Origin of the sequence: Parapedobacter sp. 2B3, from assembly GCF_041925275.1 — a bacterium.
In the GTDB taxonomy this organism is placed as follows: Bacteria; Bacteroidota; Bacteroidia; order Sphingobacteriales; family Sphingobacteriaceae; genus Parapedobacter; species Parapedobacter pyrenivorans_A.
In genome coordinates this window covers 121,353-143,214 of the sequence record NZ_JBHEUZ010000002.1, presented here as the reverse complement: position 1 = coordinate 143,214, position 21,862 = coordinate 121,353, and the positions used below count along the sequence as shown (strand labels likewise).

The following is a 21,862-nucleotide window of genomic DNA, read 5'->3' as shown; positions in this document are numbered from 1 at the left end:
AGGTACTTTGTCGTTATGTGTATGCTTATGCTGTTTGCCTGTTCAGATGCACACCGAACGGGCGATATCCGGCAAGACGGCGATGGGGACCCGTCAGTGGCAGGAAAAGCTGTGGGTTCCGTTGCTTCAGCGTCAACCGAAGAAGCAACATGGCCGAAACGTTTCGGCTTTGGCAAACATGCCACCGAATCGGACATCGCACGCTGGGATATCGATATCCGGCCGGATGGTAAGGGCTTGCCGAACGGGACAGGAAGCGCTAAAGCGGGAAGAACGATTTACCTGGCCAAGTGTGCCGCGTGCCATGGACTGAACGGCGATGAGGGGCCATATGACGTGCTCATCAGCAGCGAGCAGAAGTCGATTGGCACGTACTGGCCGTATGCAACCACGTTATTCGACTACATCCGGCGGACGATGCCCTTCAACATGCCTGGAACACTCACCGATGAAGAAGTCTATCAGCTGACCGCCTATCTGTTGTCAGCGAACGGCATCATCGATTCGAACGAAGTCATGGATGCGAAGCGGCTTCCCCAAGTGGAAATGCCAGCAAGGGCTTCGTTTATACCAGACGACCGAAAAGGTGGTCCGGAAATCAAGTAGCTTCGGCATGAATCAACAAATCCAATGATGAAAGAAGATAATCATCTTGAAAAAATCAATCGGCGCCAATTGATCGGGCGCGTGGCAGCGATGGGATTGGTCCTTACCCAAGGGCCGTTCGAGCGGGTGATCCAAACGGCCGGACTGCCAATGAGCGCATCTGACGACCCCACCAAGAAGCTGGGGCCGTTTCCAGGGAAATTGGGCACGCGCTCACCGGCCGAACAATTGGAAAAATTGACGTCCTTCACGTCATCCCGCAGTCCGCTGCAGGATTTCTATGGCATCATCACGCCTTCCGACCTCCATTTCGAGCGCCATCATGGGGGCGTTCCTGCCATTGACCCTGAAAAATACGAGTTGCTGATCCATGGCATGGTCGAGCGCCCCTTGAAGTTTACGCTCCGCGATCTGAAGCGGTTCCCGTCGGTATCGCAAATCCGGTTTCTCGAATGTTCGGGCAACTACCGCGGGGGTAATGAAGAGCTGACACCGCAACATATCTGCGGCCTGACCAGCCAATCCGAATGGACGGGGGTCATGCTTTCGACGTTGTTCCGCGAAGTTGGCCTCAAGCCCAAAGCGAGCTGGTTCCTCGCCGAAGGGGGCGATGCCGCCGTGATGACACGGAGCATCCCCATCAGCAAGGGACTGGACGACGCCATGATCGTATACGCCCAAAACGGCGAGGCGGTAAGGCCCGAACAAGGTTACCCGGCGCGTCTGTTCCTACCGGGGTGGGAAGGAAACACGTCTATCAAATGGCTCAGGCGCATCGAATTGTCAGACTCGCCATTCATGACCCGGGAAGAAACTTCTAAATATACCGAACGCATCAAAGACGGCAAAATCAGGCAATTCAGCGTTGTGATGGACGCACGCTCCATCATCACGTTTCCGACCTTTCCGGTCAGCGTGGAAAAAGGGTGGATGGAGATCCGCGGAATCGCGTGGTCAGGAAGAGGTAAAATTACCACCGTGGAGGTGAGCGTAGACAACGGCAAGAACTGGTATCCGGCGCGCCTGCAGCATCCGGTCTTGGATAAAGCGCATACCGCATTTCGTTTCCTTTGGCAATGGGATGGGCGCGAAACGGTGATCATGAGCAGGGCGTACGACGAAACCGGCTACCGCCAACCTTTCTTGCAAGAGTTGGTCGAAGCACGCGGCTCCAGTGGCGGCTATCATTTCAACCCCGTCGTCCCCTGGCGGCTGAAACCGGATGGGCAAGTGGTACTGGCCAGTGAAACACAAGGAAGAGGCCGGGGCAGAAGACCGACACCATGAATCCAAATCTCATCCTCGCCGGAGGCAGTACTGCCGACGGTTTCGCACATATTGCGGCGGAAGGATTCCGGTTCAATTTTCCGGAATTAAATAGTGTACTCGATAATTTAGTGTTATAATTGTAAGGTAATGGATAATCATCAGCAATTCGACGCCGTTGTGGTTGGCAGTGGCCCCAATGGGCTGGCGGCTGCAATCACGTTACAACAACGTGGGCTACAGGTATTGCTATTGGAAGCGAAGGATACCGTTGGCGGTGGAATGCGTACGGCTGAACTCACACTGCCAGGCTTCCACCACGACGTTTGTTCGGCCGTACACCCGATGGGGATGGCGTCGCCGTTCCTGCGCACGCTACCGTTGCATGACTTCGGTCTCGAATATATCCATCCTCCCGTGCTGGCCGCCCATCCGTTTGATGACGGTACGGCAGCGGCCCTGTACCAACCGCTTAACGAAACGGCAGAAGGATTGGGAGTGGACGGTGGTGCCTACCGGAATCTCTTTGCCCCATTGGTTCAAAGTTGGCCCCGGATCGATACCCACATCCTGGGTCCGATGCTGAAAATACCGAAAGATCCGCTCGCTTTAGCGTCTTTTGGGTTGAAATCACTCCAATCGGGAAAGCAGATTGCTGCACGTTTCCGTACCCGCGAAGCGAAAGGCCTGTGGGCGGGTATCGTAGCCCATAGCATGATTCCACTGGATGCCTTGACCTCTTCCGCCATTGCCTTTGTGCTTACCATCGCCGGGCACCGTGGCGGTTGGCCTATACCAAGGGGTGGGTCGCAATCCATTGCCGATGCCATGGCGGGTTACTTCCGGTCGCTTGGAGGTACAATCCAAACCGGTATGGAGGTCAAAACCCTGGCCGATTTACCCGAGGCCAAAGCCATCCTGTTCGACACGTCGCCCAAGCAGCTTTTGGAAATCTGCGGCCATAAACTATCCCCATTTTACCGTTGGCAGTTAAATCGCCATCGGTATGGTATGGGCGTATTTAAAGTAGATTGGGCATTGACTGAGCCCGTACCCTTCCGAGCGGAAGCAGCCAGGAAAGCGGGAACGGTGCATTTGGGAGGCACGTTCGATGAAATAGCCGGGGGCGAGCGCCGCGTGTGGAAAGGAATACACCCGGAGAAACCTTTTGTGCTATTTGCACAGCAAAGTGTATTCGACGGGTCGCGGGCACCTACGGGCCAACAGACCGGGTGGGCCTACTGCCACGTGCCGAACGGTTCGACCAAAGACATGACCGAAGCGATAACCAATCAGGTAGAACGGTTTGCACCGGGATTCCGGGATACCATCCGTGCCACGCACACGTTCCATACCGAAGCTATGGAACGGTACAATGCCAATTACATTGGAGGCGACATCAACGGTGGCGTGGTCAACATCGCGCAGCTGTTCAATCGGCCGGCGCTCCGGCTCTCTCCCTACCGTACTTCGGCCAAAGGTGTTTATATTTGCTCGGCGTCTACGCCGCCTGGCGGCGGCGTGCATGGCATGTGTGGTTATTATGCAGCTAAGCAGGTGCTAAAGGATATTTTTTAAATCTAACTATTTTTCTTTTTATTATGTCATCATCACGTATAAAGCTCACCGAAGATTGGGCAGTTGTTTTTTTGGGGTTCCTCATCATTTTACTGGCCGTATGGGGCCTATCTATTCCCATCCCCGCGTATGAATGGAATGACGGTGCCGCACTGACGGCATTATTTACCGCATCCAATGGGGTAAGCGTCTTTTTCCAATTCCTGTTTGCTTATGCCATCGTTATCATCGGAGCTTTCGTTACCGGAAAGCCTGTCAAGTCCCAGCTTTTGGGGTTCCCCCTCGTGTTTCTATTGACGCTCGGTTCGTTATTGTTGTCTGGAAATGCGTTTATGAACGAACTTGGGTTGGAAACGGTGATTTTTAGTTTGGTGATCGGTCTGTTGATAGGAAATTCGTTTCAGCTGCCCCGGTGGTTCAGGGATTCGTTAAACGCGGAACTATTGGTGAAGATCGGTCTGGTGCTGTTGGGTACACGTGTCATTTTCTCGGACATCCTGAAAGCGGGGTCGCTTGGCTTGGTGCAATCGCTCATCGTTGTACTGTCTGTATGGTATTTTGCATTTTGGTTGTGCCGCAAGTTGAAGGTAGATGACGAACTGACCATGATGATATCCAGTGCCGTGTCTATATGCGGCGTTTCGGCGGCCATTGCGACTTCCGGAGCGATTAAAGGCGATTCAAAGAAGCTATCATACGTGGTATCGATGGTATTGATTACGGCGATACCCATGATGATCGCCATGCCTTACCTCGCCAAGGTTTTCGGGCTTTCGCAGGAGGTGACCGGAGCTTGGTTAGGGGGTAGTATCGACACCACGGGTGCCGTGGTAGCTTCTGGCAGTTTAGTGGGCGAGCGTGCATTGGAAATAAGCACCATTGTGAAATTTTCACAGAATGTGTTGCTGGGTATTGCTGCCCTTGCCATTTCGGTTTATTGGACGTACAGGGGCACTCCGGATGGTGAACACGTCGAAAAACCCGGACTGGGTGTCATTTGGGAGCGCTTCCCCAAATTCGTCCTCGGATTTATCGGCGCATCGCTGTTGTTTTCATTCGTACTAGACGCCGCTACCGTTGGCCAGGTGAAGGGAGGGCTCAAAGATATCCAAGGGTTATGGTTTGCTTTGGCGTTTACGAGCATTGGCCTGGAAACGAATTTTAAGGACCTATTGGCCCATAACAGCATCAAACCTTTTTGGGCTTTCTTGATCGCACAATCGTTCAACATCCTGATTACACTGGCTGTTGCTTGGTGGCTATTTGGCTAAAGAGACCGGCTTTACGTCTATTTTCTTCCTATAATAGGCAGTTTTTATGCCTTTTAATGTCTACTAGATAGGTATACTTTTGTTGCGGTTAGCAATTAAAAGTAATTCAAATGATATTGAAACCTATACGTACTCATTTAAGGGCAATCAAGCGATTTGCCTTGGCAGGCTTCGGGATAGCCGTATGCGCGCTTCTTCACGCCCAAGAATCCCAACCGCTCATTAACGCGACTTTCGAGGGCGTGGTAAAAGATGCCGCATCCCACGAGCCGCTCGTGGGAGCGACGCTCCAGCTGGCAGGTGTTACCCACAGTACCAAGACAGACAGGCAAGGGCATTTCCGGTTTGTAACTGGGCAGAAATTGCCGATCACGGTCATCGTATCGTACATAGGTTACGAGACCAAAGAAGTGGTGGTAAACGAGCCGAATGTGACGATCGTGCTTGACCGCAGCGCAACCGGTCTGGGCGAGGTGGTGGTCACCTCACGCCGCCGTAGGGAATTGCTGCTACACGTGCCCATACCCGTATCGGTAGTGGGCGGTGCGCTTGCCGAAGAAAGCGGCGCTTTCAACGTAAACCGGCTGAAGGAAATGGTGCCGACCGTACAGCTATATTCGTCCAATCCCCGCAACACGGGGTTGAGTATCCGCGGTTTGGGTACCACGTTCGGGCTGACCAATGACGGCATCGATCCTGGCGTTGGCTTTTACGTGGATGGCGTTTACTATGCACGAACGGCGGCCACGACCCTCGACTTCATCGACGTGGAGCAAATCGAGGTACTGCGCGGCCCGCAGGGTACCTTGTTTGGCAATAACACAGTAGCGGGGGCATTCAACGTAACCACCCGTAAACCGACATTTATACCGGAAGGCCGGGCAGAACTCAGTTACGGAAATTATGGGTACATCCAGGCAAAGGCTTCGGTGAGCGGTCCGCTGTCTGACCACCTGGCAGCTCGCCTGTCATTCAGCGGCACGCAACGGGATGGGGTGCTCTACAATGTGGCCACCCAGCAGCGGTTGAACGACCTGAACAACCTCGGGGTACGCGGCCAGCTCCTCTATGCGCCATCTGCAAACTGGCAAGTATTGCTAGCCGGCGATGCCACCCGCCAACGGCCCAACGGCTATGCGCAGGTGATTGCGGGCGTAGCACCGACCCAACGGGCTGCCTATCGGCAGTTTGACCAGATCATCGCCGACTTGGGGTACGAGTTGCCAAGCCGCAATCCCTTTGAACGGTTGATTGACCACGACACCCCGTGGCGGTCCGGTCAAGATTTGGGCGGTGTTTCGGCCGACGTGGATGTAAAGGTAGGACCCGGAACGTTGACAGCCACAACCGCATGGCGTTACTGGAACTGGATGCCTTCCAATGACCGTGATTTTACCGGGCTGCAGGGGTTAGCCCTTTCACAGGCCCCCTCGCGCCACGAGCAATGGTCGCAAGAAGTACGTTGGGCGGGCGATGTTTCACCGACGGTAAGCGCAGTGGTTGGGATCTTTGCATTCGGACAGTCGCTCCATGCCGACTCGGCACACACGGAGGAATCAGGACGGGACCAATGGCGTTTTTCGCAAAATTCGGAGAGCGCCCTGTGGCAAACGCCGGGATTATTGGAGGGATATGGCATAAAAACATACCCTAGCCTGGAAACGTTTAGTGGGGCGGTGTTTGCACAGGTCGACTGGAAAATTACGCCAAAGCTCCGCCTGTTGCCCGGCATCCGCCTGAATTACGACAAAAAAGAGGTTGATTTCCGCCGTGAAACCTATGGAGGGCTGCAAACGGACGATCCGGATCTGCTTGCCATCAAGAATGCGGTCTACTCGGCGCAAGCGTTCCAGGCCGATATCGATGACACCAATGTGTCGGGGCAGGTTACCGTTGCTTACGAACCGTCCGATAAGGTAAACACATTCGCCACGTTTTCCACCGGATTCCGGCCCGTGGGTTTGAACCTTGGCGGACTGCCAAACGCAGGTGGGCAGCCGATGCTCGAGTTGGCGGTGATTAAGCCAGAAAGCGTCAGGCACTATGAAGTGGGCGTGAAAGCACAGCCTACAAGGAATATTTCTTTAGGGCTAACCGTTTATAACACCGAGGTAAAAGACTACCAAGCACAGGTGCAGTCGGCAGATTTATCTGTGAACCGGGGATACTTGGCCAATGCCGAACACATCCGGGTGAATGGGCTGGAAGCGGACGCAAACGCACGGTTAGGGTCCTATTTTTCATTGTATGCCTCCTTGGCATACACGAACGGCTCTTATGTGAAATTCACGAATGCGCCTCCACCGCTGGAAGAGACCGGTGGCCCGACGTTTAAGGACATTTCGGGTGGAGCATTGCCCGGAATTTCGAAATGGGCCTCGTCTTTCGGTGGGGAGGCGCTGACCAAACCGACCAGTTTATTTGGACAAGAGGGTGAATTTGTTTTTGCAGTGGATGGTTTTTATCGCTCCTCATTTTCTTCAAGCTCATCACCATCCAACTATCTTATCGTAGATGGCTACACGCTGATTAACGCACGGGTTGGCTTCCGCGCAGCAAAAGGCGTATCACTTTTCGTCTGGGGTCGCAATGTCTTTGATGCAGAATATTTTGAGCAATTGCTGCCCGCCGGGGGCAATGCCGGCCATTATGCCGGTGTTTTGGGTGATCCACGGACATACGGGGCGACATTGCGGTACGCCTTTTAATATTTCCGTATTCCCCTGCATAGGTTAAGCAAACAGGTGAAAAAGCAGCGGCAATCGCAAGAAAAAAATAATCCACTAAATTAGTAGTCTTTTTCAAAAAAATAATACCTTTACCTCCGAAACGGAACTAAGTACGGGACGATGGAACAAGCGGCTATTCTGGTAAAAATAAAACGGTTGCGAAAAGAGCGGGGCTTCTCCCAAGCGGAGATGGCCGAAGCACTGCATATCGCATTGAAGACCTACCAGAATATCGAAGGCGGGATTACGCGGATTGATATCGACCGGCTTAGCCAGATTGCGAACGTATTGGATGCGACACTGCATGAATTGGTGGGCAGCGAAAAGCCCCCCCATGGTGATATTGAACGGTTTATCACGGAAGAAAAGGCACTCTACAACAAAATAATACACGATAAAGAAATATACATTGCGCAATTGGAAGACAGTATTCGCTTTTACCGCGAAATGCTTAAAGAAGGAAGGGTTTTTTGAGTTAAATACGTAACCTTGTGGTGTCGTTTAACACATAGCCATGACTCCACCAACATCCAAGTTGCCGCATGTCGGTACTTCTATCTTTACCCAAATGTCTCAGCTGGCAGCGCAGCACGGGGCAATTAACCTCTCACAGGGCTTCCCAGATTTTGACTGCTCGCCCCGGCTCATTGAATTGGTGGCCCACCATATGCGGGCTGGCCATAACCAATACGCGCCCATGGCGGGTGTCGCTGTACTCCGTGAGCGTATCGGAGCGAAAGTGGCGGCCACTACGGGTGCGGACTATGATCCGGAGTCTGAAATCACGGTAACCGCTGGTGCTACCCAAGCGCTGTTTACTGCGATGGCATCGCTTATCCGGCCAGGCGATGAGGTTATTCTCTTCGACCCTGCCTACGATGCATACGCTCCCACCATACAGCTATTTGGCGGTATCCCGAAGCCAGTAGCCGTATTGGCACCCGATTTTACCATCAACTGGCAATTGGTTGGGCAATTGATGACCAGCAAGACGCGGTTGATCATTATCAATTCGCCCAACAACCCGACGGCAAGGGTATTGGATGACGCCGATTACCGCGAGCTATCGCGCCTTACGGCCGGTGGCGATTGCTACGTATTGAGCGACGAGGTTTATGAGCACGTGGTATTCGATGGCAAGACACATCGTAGCGCTGCGCAATATCCCGGGCTACGCGAGCGTGCTTTCGTGGTTGCCTCTTTCGGGAAGCTCTATCACATCACCGGATGGAAGGTGGGGTATTGCCTGGCACCCCGCGAGCTGATGGCGGAATTCCGCAAGGCACACCAATTCAATGTATTCAGCGTCAATACCCCTATCCAATACGCATTGGCCGATTTTCTGGATACGCCAGCGGAATACTTGGGGCTCCATGCATTTTTCCAAGCGAAGCGTGACCTGATGCTGCGCGGATTGGCAAGCACACGGTTTGTGCCCTTGCCGTGCGAAGGCACCTATTTCCTGTTGGCAGACTATTCGGCCATCAGCGACCAACCTGAGCATGCCTTCTGCCGATGGCTTACCCAACAGCACGGTGTAGCGGCCATACCCGTGGCTGCATTCTATACAAACCGGGTTAACCAAGGGTTGATCCGGATTTGCTTCGCCAAGCGCCAAGAAACATTGGAAAGGGCAATAGAACGCCTCATAGCCATCAAAATGGTATGAGGCGCCCTTTTGTTGGTAAGGTTATCCTATCTTGCGTACGCCCGTAGTGGCACCGCCTTCGAGGGTGAGGTTTACCGGTTTGTTCTGTTTCCAGGCACCTCGGGTGAAATCGGGTATGTCCAGTGAGCGCGAGCGGCGAGCCACCGATTGTTCGCTCAACGGGAATATACAGCTCCATGCTACGCCGTCATAGACATCCTGGTCTAGTGGCAACCCGTTGCGTAGGCAATCGATCAACCGCCAGTCCATGATAAAGTCCATACCGCCATGGCCGCCTACTTGCTTGGCTGCTTCGCCCACATGCTTAATGAGTGCCGGGGTGTACTTATCATAAAGTTCTTTCAGTTCCTCGTCTTTCACCCAATTGTGACCAAAAGCGATGCGTTCGGGCGACGGCCATTTGGAAGCTACGCCTTTGGTGCCACTGACCAAGTGTATGCGCGAATACGGGCGTGGTGAAGTGACGTCGTGTTGTACCATCATGGTCTTGCCTTTTGCCGTATGTATGAGCGTAGTATTCATGTTGCCGCGATAGGTGCGTCCAGCAAACGATTCGAAAAAAGAATCATCCGCGGCCTTGGCTGTCGCGGTTTCACCCATCATGAAATCACTAGTAGACATCGACACGAGGTAGTCCATCTTATCGCCGCGGTTGATGTCCAAACATTGGGCGATGGGTCCCAGACCGTGTGTGGGGTAAAGGTTCCCATTGTGGGTCGCATTCATCCGTAACCGCCACATGTCCGCGTAGCCGTTCTTATCGAAATTGAGGTCGAGCAGATCGTGGATATATGCCCCTTCAGCGTGTACGATTTCACCGAACAGGCCGTTGCGCGCCATGTTGAGCGTGAGCATCTCAAAAAAGTCGTAACAGCAGTTCTCGAGCATCATGCAATGCTTCTTCGTGCGCTCGGACGTTTCCACCAGCTGCCAGCATTCATCCAGCGTAATCGCAATGGGCACTTCACTTGCCGCATGCTTGCCATGCTCCATCGCGTACACGGCCATCGGCGTGTGGAGGTCCCACGGTGTACAGATGTATACAAGGTCCAAATCCGCATTGGCTACCATATCTTTCCAGCCATCTTCGCCCGAATATTCCTTTGCTTTGGGCAGACCGGCTTTCTCGAGGATGCTTTGGGCTTTGGTAGCTCTTGCCGGATCCTTGTCGCACAGGGCTTTTATCTCTACGCCTTCAATGCGCGACATGCGGTTTACCGCACCGGGGCCGCGTTGGCCCAAGCCGATAAACCCGATGCGGACTTTATCGATTTTGGGTGCGGCGTAGCCACTCATGTTAAAACGCTGCGGGAGCGCAGGTTGAGCATTGAGCAGCCAGTCATTACCGGCATCGCGTGCCACGGCCGGCAGCGTAGCCACAGCTCCCGAAAGAAGGGTGGCATTTCTTAAGAAATTTCTTCGATTGTACTTCATATTTAGCATTTTAGAGTGGTTAGCAACCACATATCACACCTTGTTGGGTTAACAAGTATAGGATAGTTTGCTGAGTTATCAAAATGTGAACGTTACGCAACCGTTTGCTTGAATTTTATTGTGTTCAGTCGCTAAGGCCGCTGATTCCTATCTTCGGCCTGGGCAGGCCCATCGCCTTTATCTCAGCTTTACACTGATCGACCATTTCCTGGGTCATGCTGTAATGGTAGTTCCCGTAGTCCTCGTAGTCGAAATCGCCAACATAGAAAAAGCCGTATTGGTCAAAAAAGTCGGTCAGATCCACCTTTCCCACTTTACAGGCTGTTTTGATAAAGTTGAGCTGGTAGGGAGCTGGATTGTCTCCGCGATCACCCCATCCACCCCTTCGCCTTGGGCGCCTATCCTCGGCCGCCTGCATCCGGAATGCCTCGAATAAATCGGGATAAAAGTCTGGATTTTCGCCTACGCCCGAAAAATACAGTTGCAATTGCCAGAACGGAACCAGTCGGTTGAACACGTCTGCATCTTGCAGGTAGCTGATCTTCCCTTCGATGATGCTTTCGCGTGCTTTTTGGTAATTTCCCTGTTCGGAAATCCGGCTTTTATTGCCGAAGGATGTCGTTACATACAATGAAAACACATTGTTGCTTACTTCTCCCAAGCCGCCCCAATTGAACGCCGGCCGCAGTTGGTGCACATGGCCCACCTCGTGGCTGAACCCCCAGCAGGGGTCGCCCGATATCACCCGGTTGGGGTCCACCACCAAGGGCATTGCATTGCCGGGATCCGTACCCATGTAGGCCACACCATCGCCATCCCGGAACATGTAATAATTGTAGTTTACCCTTGCCAGTATGCGGTTGCTGGGCATTCTGTCATATTTCACCAATCCCATCAGCCGATGCTGGCGATATACCAGCGAGTCGTAGTTGCTGATTAGCTCGACACCTCTTCCATAAGCATATTTTTTGCAATCGGCTGCCGGGTAAGCGATTTGGATATGCTTTCCGCGGGCATCAATGATGGGATAGACAGCATGGTCAATAAGCCTATTCCAGTCGCTATCGTCGTTTTCTGCCACATCAAAGTACCCGTTTACCGTTGCAGCGGGGAAATGCACCTGTATGGGGGTTTCGTTTTCGGGCGTGTCAGAGAAATAATCGATATAGGCCAACCCATCAAAATCGGTTACTTCGATGATATTCACACCGTTATGCAATGGAATTTCTTGGCGCACGATGCCCCAACCCGCAGGGTCTTTGGTGGGTTCAATGCCTTCAGGCGCACGCCGGTTCCAATTGGGAATGAGCAGATTCACCGTTTGGCCTTGGGCAATGCCGTCAACCAGCACCACGTGTTTGCCGACGGGTAAGTAGACGCCTGTCATGTTTTCGTATTTGCTATATCCGTCGCCAATCATTAATTGGTGGCCCAACGTGGTTGGCGCTAAGTACGCTTCGTAATTGGCGTAGCGAAATTTCGCATCATACTGGCCAGTAAGGAGCTGACGGGCTGTTTCCTTTAATTGGGCGTTCTGCACGCGCTCAACATCTTTCTTCTTGACTCCTTTTTTCAACGAGCTTGCCATCGGGCTTTCGAAAATCGATAGGTCGTCGTAGATGGCTGCCAGTTCATCGGCAGACTGTGCTTGGGCCTGAAGTAACGCCAGGACCAGAAGCGGCAGTACAAATAATCTTCTCGTTTTCACTTATGTATATGTTTATGGTTACCTTTTTGTAATTCCTTCAACGATGACGGTTATTTCGTATGTACCCGGCAAAAACGCTCGGAACGAAAATCGGGCGTTGCAGGAGTAGGTATCATCCGGCAATCCCAGGCTTTCGTCAAAATGGACATACTCTGTTGGGATGCGGTAATAATAGTTAAACCCGTTCCCGAGCGAGTTGAGTGGGAAGGGCACGACGCCATAAATGAATTCCATGCGATCATCAAACAGTTCGTAGCTGAGCGAATAATCTTGCATGGTTTGGAGCCAGCCACCGCTTGTACCGGAAGCCGGGCGCCGCGCTATTTCTCCAGCCTTCGGGTTGAATGATATCCCGTTTTCATCAACAATCCTTACGATGATTTTGTCTTCGTCATCACCTATGCGGTTTACCTCAATGCCGCCCGCCGGAAGCAATTGGGTAGTCGACTCCGCTCCGACTTTCATAGCTACCGTGCTGCGTACGGCAGGAATTTCAAAAAAAGGCGCTTCGTTGAGATTAAACTCGCCTATACGTGGATATTGCTTTGTGCCTGCCGAATTGGTAACTTCCAAATCAAATTCATACGAACCTAGTGGTAAGTTTACTGTAGCCCGGTTGGCTTCCAATTGGCCACTAGAAGTATTGATGCTGATGGGATACACCAGCGAGTCTTTCCTTTTGGCATCAATAAGCTCCAATGTCGTGTCAACCTTCGGATCGTAATATCCTGTCCACACCGGGAGCTCGTATTTTTGCATAAAGAGATCCGTTACATCGTTACCCGTGGCCTTATCATATACGTTCAGCAATTTAATCGTCGCCGGCTTGTTTGAGCCATCCGGATTGAGTGCATAGCTCACATATGCCCTACCTTGGGGTACGTTTATGGGGAGCTCTTCGTAGCGGATGTAATCGCTAAGAAAACCGTCGGGAACTTTTTTGCACGCCACTGCAGCCATAGCAAGGGATGCTGCTGCCAGAATACTTAATTTTATATTGCGTTTCATTGCTTTACAAATTTGTGATATACATAAATCAATCATAAGTTTTGTCGAAAGAAAAATAGCCGATGGCCATTTTCTAATACATTGACCCGGCCTGTCGTACTGATTACACCGGATGTCTGCACGCGGGTGCGGATGAAAGACAGGGAAGCGTCCGAGTCTGGTTCGGTTCCGCTGGGGATTTTCACATAGTTGTAATACATAATCCGTGGAAAGTGGGAGCTGTTGGGATTGTATCCTAAAGCGGGATCATCGGTCTCCTCGTATGTTACTGCGACATAATCATCATTTAACGTTTGGTAGAGCACGCCATCACCATTTAAATTCAAATCGTCATAGCTGATGGTTTCGGGTACGATGTACATCCGCAAAGAGTCGGCGAATTGGGATAACTCATACTTCATAATGGAATCAACGGTCCACATTCGGAAGGGGTCTATGTTTTGTTCAATTGCCGTACGCGCCGCGACATAGTTCTTGATGGAGTAATCCGTTGGTGCAAAAAATGTGATGCCCGATTGGTTTATCTCTTCCTGCATCCCCGCAGCATCTACCAACATCAATAATGTGTCAAACAATCCACGGTCATTATTTCTAAGGAAGTCATAGGTGGTATAAGGTACATTGGGGTTGTGCAGGTCTCCCCCCACAAAGTAGTCGTCCTGTTTGCAGGATGCTATAGCGAGCGTAACTACTGCTGCGAAAATCAAGTTATTTATCGATAGTTTCATTTTCAATCAATTTGAATGTTTGACACTAGTTTGAACTCCACCATTCATTTTGGGTGAGTTCCGGGTTTTGCGGAAGCAGGGTGCGCATATTCAATGGCCAATAATACCCTTGTTTTGCGATCCGCTCGTCGGTATATTGCGAGGGGTACAACCGTTGCAGTTGCTCCATCCGGATCATGTCAAACTGCGTATGGCCTTCGCCTATCAGTTCGCGACGCCGCTCGTCAAAGATTTCGTTGAAGAGCGCATCGCCGGAACCAGCGAAATCCGCTAGCTTAGCGCGTTGACGAATAACATTGAGGTCTCCTAGCGCCCCGGTTTCGTTGCCGTTCTTGAAGCGCGCTTCCGCACGCAGCAAGTAGATATCGGCCAGCCGGTACAACACCAGGTTGTTGCTGACTACATAGGTGTTGGGATTGTTGGCATCGTAGTAGTCGACACCTCGGTATTTATTCAACAGCAGTGTCGAACTTGCCCCCGGGGTCGTTATCGTGTCAAACCGAGCCTCGTCCTCGTCAAAAAGTAATTGAGAAACTTCTTGCCCTATGGTCCAAGACGATGCAGCCGACTTGTTGCGGATAAAGGGGTCTGTTAAAAAGATATTGAAGAATCCTGAAGTCGCTTCGTTGCTTACGGCATCAAACAGCATGTTCAGTTCAAAGATGCTTTCTTGCGAATTGCCTTTCCAGATATCGACATAGTTTTCGATATCCTCCAAAGCGTAGGGGCCATTGATGACGTCGTTGGCATACGATTCGGCCTGCTGGTAATCATGCTTCCAGGCATAGATATGTGCAAGCAGTGCTTGTGCAGCCCCTTTACCGGCCAGTGCTTTATCACTGGCGTTGTCCAGAAGCGCGATGCTTTTCTCCAAGTCTTCAATGCAGAACGCTAATGTTTCTTCTTCCGGGATACGTGGGATGATTGGGATATTCTGCGGATCGCGGAATGATTCTTTGGTAAGTACGACGTCTCCCCAAACGCGCTGCATATAAAAATAGGTAAATGCGCGCAGAAAGCGGGCTTCGCCTTCGAGCTGCCGTTGCTGGGCTTCGCCGCCGCTAAATTTCGATACATCAATGGCAGCGGTGTTTTCTACGATGAGGTGACATTGGTTGATGATGCCGTAAAACCGGCTCCAATTCCATACAGAGCCTTCTAGATAAGGCGCATAGCCAAATCGAAAATTGCCGCTTTCAACGAACGTATTATAGTTCCAGAAATCACCGCCCAACACGAAATTATTGGCCGCAACGTCTCCAAAGATAAAATAACTTCGGTCTTGGCGAAAAGCGTTACGAAGCATCGAGTATGCGCCCGATAGCGCTTTTTGCACGTTAGCTCCATTCACCCAGAATACACCGTCGTAAGTTGAGTTTTTCGGTTCCAGATTGATGTACTTTTGGCATCCGATAAGTGCACTACCTGTAATAGCTACGGCCATCAGGTATGTAAATATTCTATTAAGTCGTGTTTTCATGATTATCCTCATTTCAACGTTATCCAATTAAGAATTAAAAGGTGATTTCCACGCCGAACGTAAATTTGCGCGGCAATGGATATGCCCCGCCATCGTATTCACCTTGCGGGGTGATCAGCTCGGCATCGGGGACGGAAGCTGATTGAAAAGTTAAGATATTATCCATGATAGCGTACAAGCGTGCGCCCTGTAACCCAATGCCGGCGCGTTGCAACAGTTGGGAGGAAAAGGAATAACCCAACGTAACGGTTTTTATTTTAAAATAATTACCGTTTTCATTCCACAAGGTACTGAAAGGGAGAAACTGATAATAGTTGGGGCCATAAGGGCTCAACGAGGGAAAGTCCGCTTGGTAATTAGGGTCCTCCGCCTTGCTTGGCGTCCAATAGTTTTCTTTGCTGTAATCGGGAAGCCGTTGGTTAGCAAAATTGTTGATGCCACCGAAGTTCCATACGCCATTGTACTGATCGGCCATAAAAGTATTGATGATGTCTCGTTTGAAAGTGAACACACCGAGGATTCCAACGGAAATACCCTTCCAGTTAAATTCGTTATATAACCCGCCCGTAAATCTCGGATTTGGGTCGCCCGTTGGGGTTAGATCACCATCTGCTGCTCCACGGTCTTCGTCGCTCCAAACATCCCAATCGCCATTGATATCCTGCCAATCGGGAAACCCGGGCTGGACTGCATAGTTGCCCTTAAAATAAGTAAGTCTACTGCCTGTTACCGGATTAACAGGAATTTCATTGGCATGGGTATACACGCCTTGATAAATCATCTGTGCCCACTGGTAGATAGGAGAGCCCACAGAGAACAAGAGTTGCTGTCCACCTCTGGCACCCTGGTAAAATGAACGGTCCCCGTTTGGCAGGGAGCCCAACCTATTCTTGTTATAGCTAAGATTGAGCGTGGTAGACCATTGCAGTGCACTGGACGCTTTGAGGTTATTTGAAGTAAGCTGTACATCAACACCTTCGTTGAGGATGGTCATCGGAACATTATATGACAAACTGGTATATCCGGTATAGAAAGGGAAGTCAAAAGACATGATCGGATCTTTGGTTTCCTTACGGTATACGTCGATCATACCATTAAATCTACCTCCGAAAAGGGAGAAATCCGTTCCAATGTTTGTTTGGGCCGACTTGTTCCACGTGAGGTTGGTGAGTGTTAATGGCTGATAGAATGATGGGACAGCGATGGTATTGCCACGGTAGGTGGTGGAAGGAAGATCCCACACATTAAACGGTGCATAGAAATCGCGCGGAAGCGTTCCTGACTCACCCCAGCTTGCACGGAATTTGAGCAAACTCACCCAGGGTACGGACTGTAGAAAGGCTTCGTCGGAGATATTCCAAGCAAATGATACCGCGGGGAAATAACCCCATTTGGTGTTGGTGCCGAATCTAGACGACGCATCGGCGCGCCAGGAGGCATTGATGATATATTTCGATTTGTAATCGTAAGCAAATTGGCCCATAAAAGACAACAGGCCCGCTTCACGAATATCAGAATATCCCGAGAGGTCCCGTTGTGCAATTCCGGTTACTACCTCTATATCGTCTGTAGGCACATTATATCCAATAAGATAGGACTTTTTATGCTGCGTGTAATCAAGAGACTGCATGCCCGTGAGGATGAACGTATGTTCATTGGCCACGGTTTGCGTATAGTTGATGATATTGGCAATGTTGTAAACGTAATTGTCGTTTTTCTCGGATGCGGCAAAGGATTGACCACCGCTTGCTATCGTCGTGGGCATGAACCTGTCTCGCCGGTCTAAGGTACCCTGCATAGAGCCCTGAAAACTATACGTCAAGTTTTTTAGGATGTCGATATCGGTTTGTGAAAACACGCTTAAGGCGTCGGTGATGTTGTCGTCTTTCAATTGGTCATATTGCCCATAGTAAAATTCGTAATCGGCATCCTCCAACCGGATGAAAGACGCAGGTAGTGTAGCGGCATTGATAGGTGTGATATTATCTATAGGGGTTCGGCCTAAGCCGCGCTTCCGATTCATGCGGGAAGCGGCGACGATAAGGTTGGTACGTGCGATGGGGAAAAGGTTGAAATTAAAGTTTCCTCGGAGGGAATAACGGGTGAATCCGGTGTTCCTGACAATACCGTCTTCATCGTAGTAATTTAATCCAAGCCGATAGTTCAATTGCTCAGTGCCCCCTGAAAAGTTAACATCCATGTTTTGGAGCATTCCTGTATTATAGAATAACTCTTGCCAATCGGTAGCATTGTTGAAACTCGGGTTGAGGCTGTCTGTAAGCACCTGCGGGATATTTGCAAGTTGGTCATGCGTACCGTATTCTTTCATTAAGCCCATTTTTTGCCGACGTTCCTGCGCCCCTGCGATGGTACGTTGTAGTTCGGGGGTTTGTGTCATGCCCGCGTAGTAACCGATACGGACGCTAGGCTTCCCGAGCCGTCCTTTTTTTGTATTGATCACAATGACGCCATTTGCCCCCCGCGACCCCCATACCGCGGTGGCCGCGGCATCCTTTTGCACAACAATAGTGGCGATATCATTTACATTGATTCCCGCAATGTAATTGGTACCGGTAGCCATGGAGCCGGCAAGGTCATTGGTCGATACCGGCATTCCGTCGATGATGAAAAGCGGTGAACTCAATGTGTTAGCCAAGTCGATTTCGGAGCCCAAATCCTGCGAGATGGTCGTATTACCACGAACGGTAAAGGTATTACGTGCACCCGGGGCGCCGGTGAAATTTTGGATGTTTACCCCAGATACGCGCCCTTGAAGTAAGGATTCGAAACTCGGAGCGGGTAGGTTTTCAATTTCTTCGCCGCCGATAACCTGTATAGCACTCGTCGATTTTTTTCGCGACTGGCGTTGGTAGCCCACAATGACTACCTCGTCTAGCGAAGATACGTCTTCTGATAGCGACACATCGACACGAGTGCGGGTACCGACCGCGTGTTCAGCGGGTTCAAAGCCTACATAGCTGAACACTAAAATGCTTTTTTGGCCATCTACAGTGATACTATACTGGCCATCCTCCTTGGTTTGGACTTGATTGGCAGCTACGGCCTTCTCGAAGACCGTTACTCCGGCCAGCGGTACGCCATCTTTGTCCTTAACGGTACCAGTTACCGTTAGCTGTTGTGCCTGTGCCCATACGACACAAAATAGCAGCGTTAACGTTGTAAAACAGTGTTTCATCATGGTGCATTTGTTGTTTGATGTATAAACTTTTAGTAAAAAGCGTCAAGCCCGATGTACGATTCCGTACGCCTCACTTGTGTAGCCTCCCTCAGTTTAAACTAGTTATATAATCAGTATGAATTGTGCAGCCAGTAGGGTTAAACCCGAAATGACAAAACAAGATTAACGTAGATTTTTGACAAAAAGAAACGCTGGAGCAACGCAACCGTTTGTTCATTTTACGCAATCGATTGTGTATAACAGTGTAATTACATGACGTACTTACTCACTCGAATCGTAAGGTTGGGCGGTAGAAAACAAAATACCCGTAAGGTCCCCGAAAAAAAACCTTTCGTGCATACGATTGCGTAGCGTAATCCACATGGATCAACAAATATTTCACCAAAAACTTGCTGTATATATGTCATTTATAACTATTTTTGCTTCTCACCTTTTACGTAATTCCTTACAATGGCAAGATTAAATTTACTGGAAGAAACACGCTTCGAGAAAGTACCCGTAAGTGTTTACTCCGACCCCACCGCGGCTTCCTTGGCGGTGGCCAAACGTATCGCCGACCTTATCCGCGGCAAGAAAGAAAGAGGTGAGCAGGCCATCCTTGGCCTCGCTACAGGTGCAACTCCTGTAAAGGTATACGCGGAGTTGGTCCGCTTACACCGGGAGGAAGGGCTCAGTTTCCAAAATGTGGTTACCTTTAACCTCGACGAGTATTATCCGATGCAACCCGATTCGGAACAGAGCTATGTGACTTTCATGAATGCGCATCTCTTTGACCACGTAGACATCGAGCGCACCAACGTGCATGTTCCCGATGGCACATTGCCCATGGAAGCCATCCATGATTACTGCTTAGCCTACGAACAAAAAATCACCGCACTGGGTGGGTTGGATCTGCAGATTTTAGGTATCGGCCGTACCGGCCACATCGGATTCAACGAGCCGGGGTCGGCCCCTAATTCCGGTACGCGGCTGGTTACACTCGATGATCTTACCCGCCGGGATGCCTCACGTGACTTCGGTGGCAAAGAGAATGTACCTACCAAGGCTATTACGATGGGTATCGGCACGATTTTCAAGGCCCGCGAGATCATCCTCATGGCGTGGAACCAGAAAAAGGCCGAAATCGTGAAGAAAGCCGTTGAGGGCGAGCTTTCTGCCGAGGTGCCAGCCACCTACTTGCAGCTGTCAGACAGCGTGGAGTTCGTACTCGACGAAGACGCTGCATCCCTGCTGACGCGTTTCGACACGCCGTGGTTGGTAAAAGATTGCGTATGGGATCGCAAAACCATCAAGAAAGCGGTGGTGTGGCTTTCGCAAGCACTCAATAAGCCCGTCCTCAAACTTACCGAAGACGATTACAATACCAACGGCATGGCACAGCTGGCCACCGAAAAGGGGCCTGTATACCATATCAACATCGATATTTTCAACCAACTGCAGCACACCATCACCGGCTGGCCGGGCGGTAAGGCCAATGCAGACGATAGCCAGCGTCCCGAGCGCCGCGACCCGGCAACGAAACGGTCGATTATTTTCTCGCCGCATCCCGACGATGACGTGATTTCCATGGGCGGCACGTTTATCCGGTTGGCCGACCAAGGGCACGACGTGCATGTGGCGTACCAAACGTCGGGCAATACCGCCGTTTGGGACGATGACGCGCTCCGTTTCATTGAGTTTGCCACCGATTTCGCTAAGTCGCAGGGCATCGATACACAGAAACTGGAAGTGCTCTACCGCGATGCACGCCAGTTTATTGCGGGCAAGAAGCCCAACCAAATGGATACCACCGAACTGCTCACCGTGAAGGGGCTCATCCGCAAAGGGGAGGCCATCGCCGGTGCACGCTTTGCCGGGCTGCCCGATGAAAACATCCATTTCCAGAACCTGCCGTTCTACGACCGGGGCAAGTACAGCAAAACGCTCGATTTCGAAGACGACATTACGGCCACCATGGAGCTGCTGCAGCAGATCAAACCCCATCAGATCTTTGCCGCAGGAGACTTTGCCGATCCGCACGGTACGCATAAAGTGTGTTTCGATATCATCCACCAAGCGATGACCCGGCTCCGGAAAACCGAAGCGTGGACGAGAGACTGCTGGCTGTGGCTTTACCGCGGCGCTTGGCACGAATTCGAAATCCACGAAATCGAAATGGCGGTGCCGCTCTCGCCAAATGAGGTGTTGCGCAAGCGGCATGCGATATTCAAGCACCAATCGCAGAAGGACCTGCCCGTATTTCCCGGCGACGACGCGCGCGAATTCTGGGTGCGTGCGGAAGAGCGCACGCGCGAAACAGCAAAACTATACGACCGGTTGGGCATGGCCGAGTACGAGGCGATCGAGGCTTTCGTTCGGTGGAAGTTCGAGGAAGACGAAGCATAGATTCCCGTCGCCAATGGCATTTTGCTGTTGGCGACATCTCTATTTACAGGCTCCGCTTGGTTACTGCATAAATGAAGGCTTCTTTCTTTTTTGGTGAAATCATCACTGGGTAATCGTCGGTCATCACCGCATATCCACCGTCTGATTTTATCATTTTTTTGATCTGGTTGAGGTTGATAATGTGTGAGTTATGCACCCGCATAAATGCGTGTCCCGAAAGTAACAATTCATATTCCCTGAGGTTCTTACTTACCATAATTTGGCGGCCATCGGTCAGGTAAAAGGTGGAGTACGCACCAGCGGCTTCAATCCGGATGATTTCCTCCAGATGAACAAATATAAACTCATTAGCTAAGGACAGGGTAAGCCTGGGCGGGTGGTGATGTTTCAACTGGTGTAGGTTTTCTATCAACGACACCATCAACTTGTGTTGGCTCTCCACTGTTCTACCGGCCACTTTGTTAACCGCATCTTTCAATTCTTCCACGTCGATGGGTTTGAGCAAATAGTCGGCGGCGCTAAACTTGATGGCCCTTATCGCATAGTGGTCGTATGCCGTCGTGAATATAACCGCAGGGCTGAGGTCGGCAACCTGTTGGAGCACTTCGAAGCCTGTTCCGGTTTGAAGCTCAATATCCAAAAAAAGTAAATGAGGGTTGTGCGCCCTGATAAGCGAAACGGCTTCGTCAATTGTGCCCGTTTGGGCCACAACCTCCACTTGCGGGCAATTGGAGGTTACGAGGTCGCACAGCAGCTCTCTACTGCGGGCCTCGTCTTCAATAATAATTGCTTTTTGCATGT

At 51.0% G+C, this 21,862-nt stretch carries 15 protein-coding genes; 8 read left to right on the top strand and 7 right to left on the bottom strand.

Annotated features, from left to right (window positions below; all coding sequences use genetic code 11):
- Nucleotides 1–15 precede the first annotated feature (15 nt).
- From ACEVG1_RS03035 to ACEVG1_RS03005, 7 genes are all read left to right on the top strand, one after another.
- Entirely contained in the window at nucleotides 16–606 is a 591-nt protein-coding gene (locus ACEVG1_RS03035) for a c-type cytochrome (protein WP_374742081.1), read from the top strand.
- A gap of 24 nt (nucleotides 607–630) precedes the next feature.
- Entirely contained in the window at nucleotides 631–1,893 is a 1,263-nt protein-coding gene (gene soxC, locus ACEVG1_RS03030) for a sulfite dehydrogenase (RefSeq protein WP_374742080.1), read from the top strand.
- A gap of 129 nt (nucleotides 1,894–2,022) precedes the next feature.
- The gene (locus tag ACEVG1_RS03025; RefSeq protein WP_374742079.1) at nucleotides 2,023–3,450 is read left to right on the top strand and encodes a phytoene desaturase family protein; all 1,428 of its coding nucleotides are present in this window, start codon (nucleotides 2,023–2,025) and stop codon (nucleotides 3,448–3,450) included.
- Between the two features lie 23 nt (nucleotides 3,451–3,473).
- A complete protein-coding gene (locus ACEVG1_RS03020) occupies nucleotides 3,474–4,721 on the top strand; it encodes a YeiH family protein (protein WP_374742078.1) in 1,248 nt (415 codons plus the stop codon).
- Between the two features lie 110 nt (nucleotides 4,722–4,831).
- Complete coding sequence (locus tag ACEVG1_RS03015) at nucleotides 4,832–7,429, top strand: TonB-dependent receptor (RefSeq protein ID WP_374742077.1); 2,598 nt, start codon at nucleotides 4,832–4,834, stop codon at nucleotides 7,427–7,429.
- Between the two features lie 141 nt (nucleotides 7,430–7,570).
- Complete coding sequence (locus ACEVG1_RS03010) at nucleotides 7,571–7,924, top strand: helix-turn-helix domain-containing protein (RefSeq protein ID WP_374742076.1); 354 nt, start codon at nucleotides 7,571–7,573, stop codon at nucleotides 7,922–7,924.
- 40 nt (nucleotides 7,925–7,964) lie between these two features.
- Complete coding sequence (locus ACEVG1_RS03005) at nucleotides 7,965–9,119, top strand: methionine aminotransferase (protein WP_374742075.1); 1,155 nt, start codon at nucleotides 7,965–7,967, stop codon at nucleotides 9,117–9,119.
- A 21-nt stretch (nucleotides 9,120–9,140) separates the two neighbouring features.
- Here ACEVG1_RS03005 and ACEVG1_RS03000 read toward each other — a convergent pair whose 3' ends face one another.
- The 6 genes from ACEVG1_RS03000 to ACEVG1_RS02975 form a co-directional block, all read right to left on the bottom strand.
- Nucleotides 9,141–10,553 (bottom strand): Gfo/Idh/MocA family protein, encoded by a 1,413-nt coding sequence (locus ACEVG1_RS03000; RefSeq protein ID WP_374742074.1) that lies wholly within the window; start codon nucleotides 10,551–10,553, stop codon nucleotides 9,141–9,143.
- Nucleotides 10,554–10,677: 124 nt separating this feature from the next.
- A complete protein-coding gene (locus ACEVG1_RS02995) occupies nucleotides 10,678–12,261 on the bottom strand; it encodes a M60 family metallopeptidase (protein ID WP_374742073.1) in 1,584 nt (527 codons plus the stop codon).
- An 18-nt stretch (nucleotides 12,262–12,279) separates the two neighbouring features.
- Nucleotides 12,280–13,269 (bottom strand): hypothetical protein, encoded by a 990-nt coding sequence (locus tag ACEVG1_RS02990; RefSeq protein WP_374742072.1) that lies wholly within the window; start codon nucleotides 13,267–13,269, stop codon nucleotides 12,280–12,282.
- Nucleotides 13,270–13,301: 32 nt separating this feature from the next.
- Entirely contained in the window at nucleotides 13,302–13,997 is a 696-nt protein-coding gene (locus ACEVG1_RS02985) for a fasciclin domain-containing protein (RefSeq protein WP_374742071.1), read from the bottom strand.
- Between the two features lie 25 nt (nucleotides 13,998–14,022).
- Nucleotides 14,023–15,477, bottom strand: coding sequence for a RagB/SusD family nutrient uptake outer membrane protein (locus tag ACEVG1_RS02980; protein ID WP_374742070.1), 1,455 nt, complete (start codon nucleotides 15,475–15,477; stop codon nucleotides 14,023–14,025).
- A gap of 34 nt (nucleotides 15,478–15,511) precedes the next feature.
- Nucleotides 15,512–18,676 carry a SusC/RagA family TonB-linked outer membrane protein gene (locus tag ACEVG1_RS02975; RefSeq protein WP_374742069.1) on the bottom strand — a complete coding sequence of 1,055 codons (3,165 nt, stop codon included), beginning with the start codon at nucleotides 18,674–18,676 and terminating at the stop codon, nucleotides 15,512–15,514.
- 450 nt (nucleotides 18,677–19,126) lie between these two features.
- On the opposite strand from ACEVG1_RS02975, the gene ACEVG1_RS02970 reads away from it, so the two are divergent.
- Nucleotides 19,127–21,061, top strand: coding sequence for a glucosamine-6-phosphate deaminase (locus ACEVG1_RS02970; RefSeq protein WP_374742068.1), 1,935 nt, complete (start codon nucleotides 19,127–19,129; stop codon nucleotides 21,059–21,061).
- Nucleotides 21,062–21,104: 43 nt separating this feature from the next.
- On the opposite strand, the gene ACEVG1_RS02965 is transcribed toward ACEVG1_RS02970, so the two are convergent.
- Nucleotides 21,105–21,860 (bottom strand): LytR/AlgR family response regulator transcription factor, encoded by a 756-nt coding sequence (locus ACEVG1_RS02965; RefSeq protein ID WP_374742067.1) that lies wholly within the window; start codon nucleotides 21,858–21,860, stop codon nucleotides 21,105–21,107.
- Nucleotides 21,861–21,862: the final 2 nt, after the last annotated feature.

What these genes read in the sequence shown, in the direction of transcription:
- ACEVG1_RS03035 (WP_374742081.1), top strand. Translation starts at nt 16, where the DNA reads ATGTGTATGCTTATGCTGTTTGCCTGTTCAGATGCACACCGAACGGGC.
- soxC (WP_374742080.1), top strand. Translation starts at nt 631, where the DNA reads ATGATGAAAGAAGATAATCATCTTGAAAAAATCAATCGGCGCCAATTG.
- ACEVG1_RS03025 (WP_374742079.1), top strand. Translation starts at nt 2,023, where the DNA reads ATGGATAATCATCAGCAATTCGACGCCGTTGTGGTTGGCAGTGGCCCC.
- ACEVG1_RS03020 (WP_374742078.1), top strand. Translation starts at nt 3,474, where the DNA reads ATGTCATCATCACGTATAAAGCTCACCGAAGATTGGGCAGTTGTTTTT.
- ACEVG1_RS03015 (WP_374742077.1), top strand. Translation starts at nt 4,832, where the DNA reads ATGATATTGAAACCTATACGTACTCATTTAAGGGCAATCAAGCGATTT.
- ACEVG1_RS03010 (WP_374742076.1), top strand. Translation starts at nt 7,571, where the DNA reads ATGGAACAAGCGGCTATTCTGGTAAAAATAAAACGGTTGCGAAAAGAG.
- ACEVG1_RS03005 (WP_374742075.1), top strand. Translation starts at nt 7,965, where the DNA reads ATGACTCCACCAACATCCAAGTTGCCGCATGTCGGTACTTCTATCTTT.
- ACEVG1_RS03000 (WP_374742074.1), bottom strand. Translation starts at nt 10,553, where the DNA reads ATGAAGTACAATCGAAGAAATTTCTTAAGAAATGCCACCCTTCTTTCG.
- ACEVG1_RS02990 (WP_374742072.1), bottom strand. Translation starts at nt 13,269, where the DNA reads ATGAAACGCAATATAAAATTAAGTATTCTGGCAGCAGCATCCCTTGCT.
- ACEVG1_RS02985 (WP_374742071.1), bottom strand. Translation starts at nt 13,997, where the DNA reads ATGAAACTATCGATAAATAACTTGATTTTCGCAGCAGTAGTTACGCTC.
- ACEVG1_RS02980 (WP_374742070.1), bottom strand. Translation starts at nt 15,477, where the DNA reads ATGAAAACACGACTTAATAGAATATTTACATACCTGATGGCCGTAGCT.
- ACEVG1_RS02975 (WP_374742069.1), bottom strand. Translation starts at nt 18,676, where the DNA reads ATGATGAAACACTGTTTTACAACGTTAACGCTGCTATTTTGTGTCGTA.
- ACEVG1_RS02970 (WP_374742068.1), top strand. Translation starts at nt 19,127, where the DNA reads ATGGCAAGATTAAATTTACTGGAAGAAACACGCTTCGAGAAAGTACCC.
- ACEVG1_RS02965 (WP_374742067.1), bottom strand. Translation starts at nt 21,860, where the DNA reads ATGCAAAAAGCAATTATTATTGAAGACGAGGCCCGCAGTAGAGAGCTG.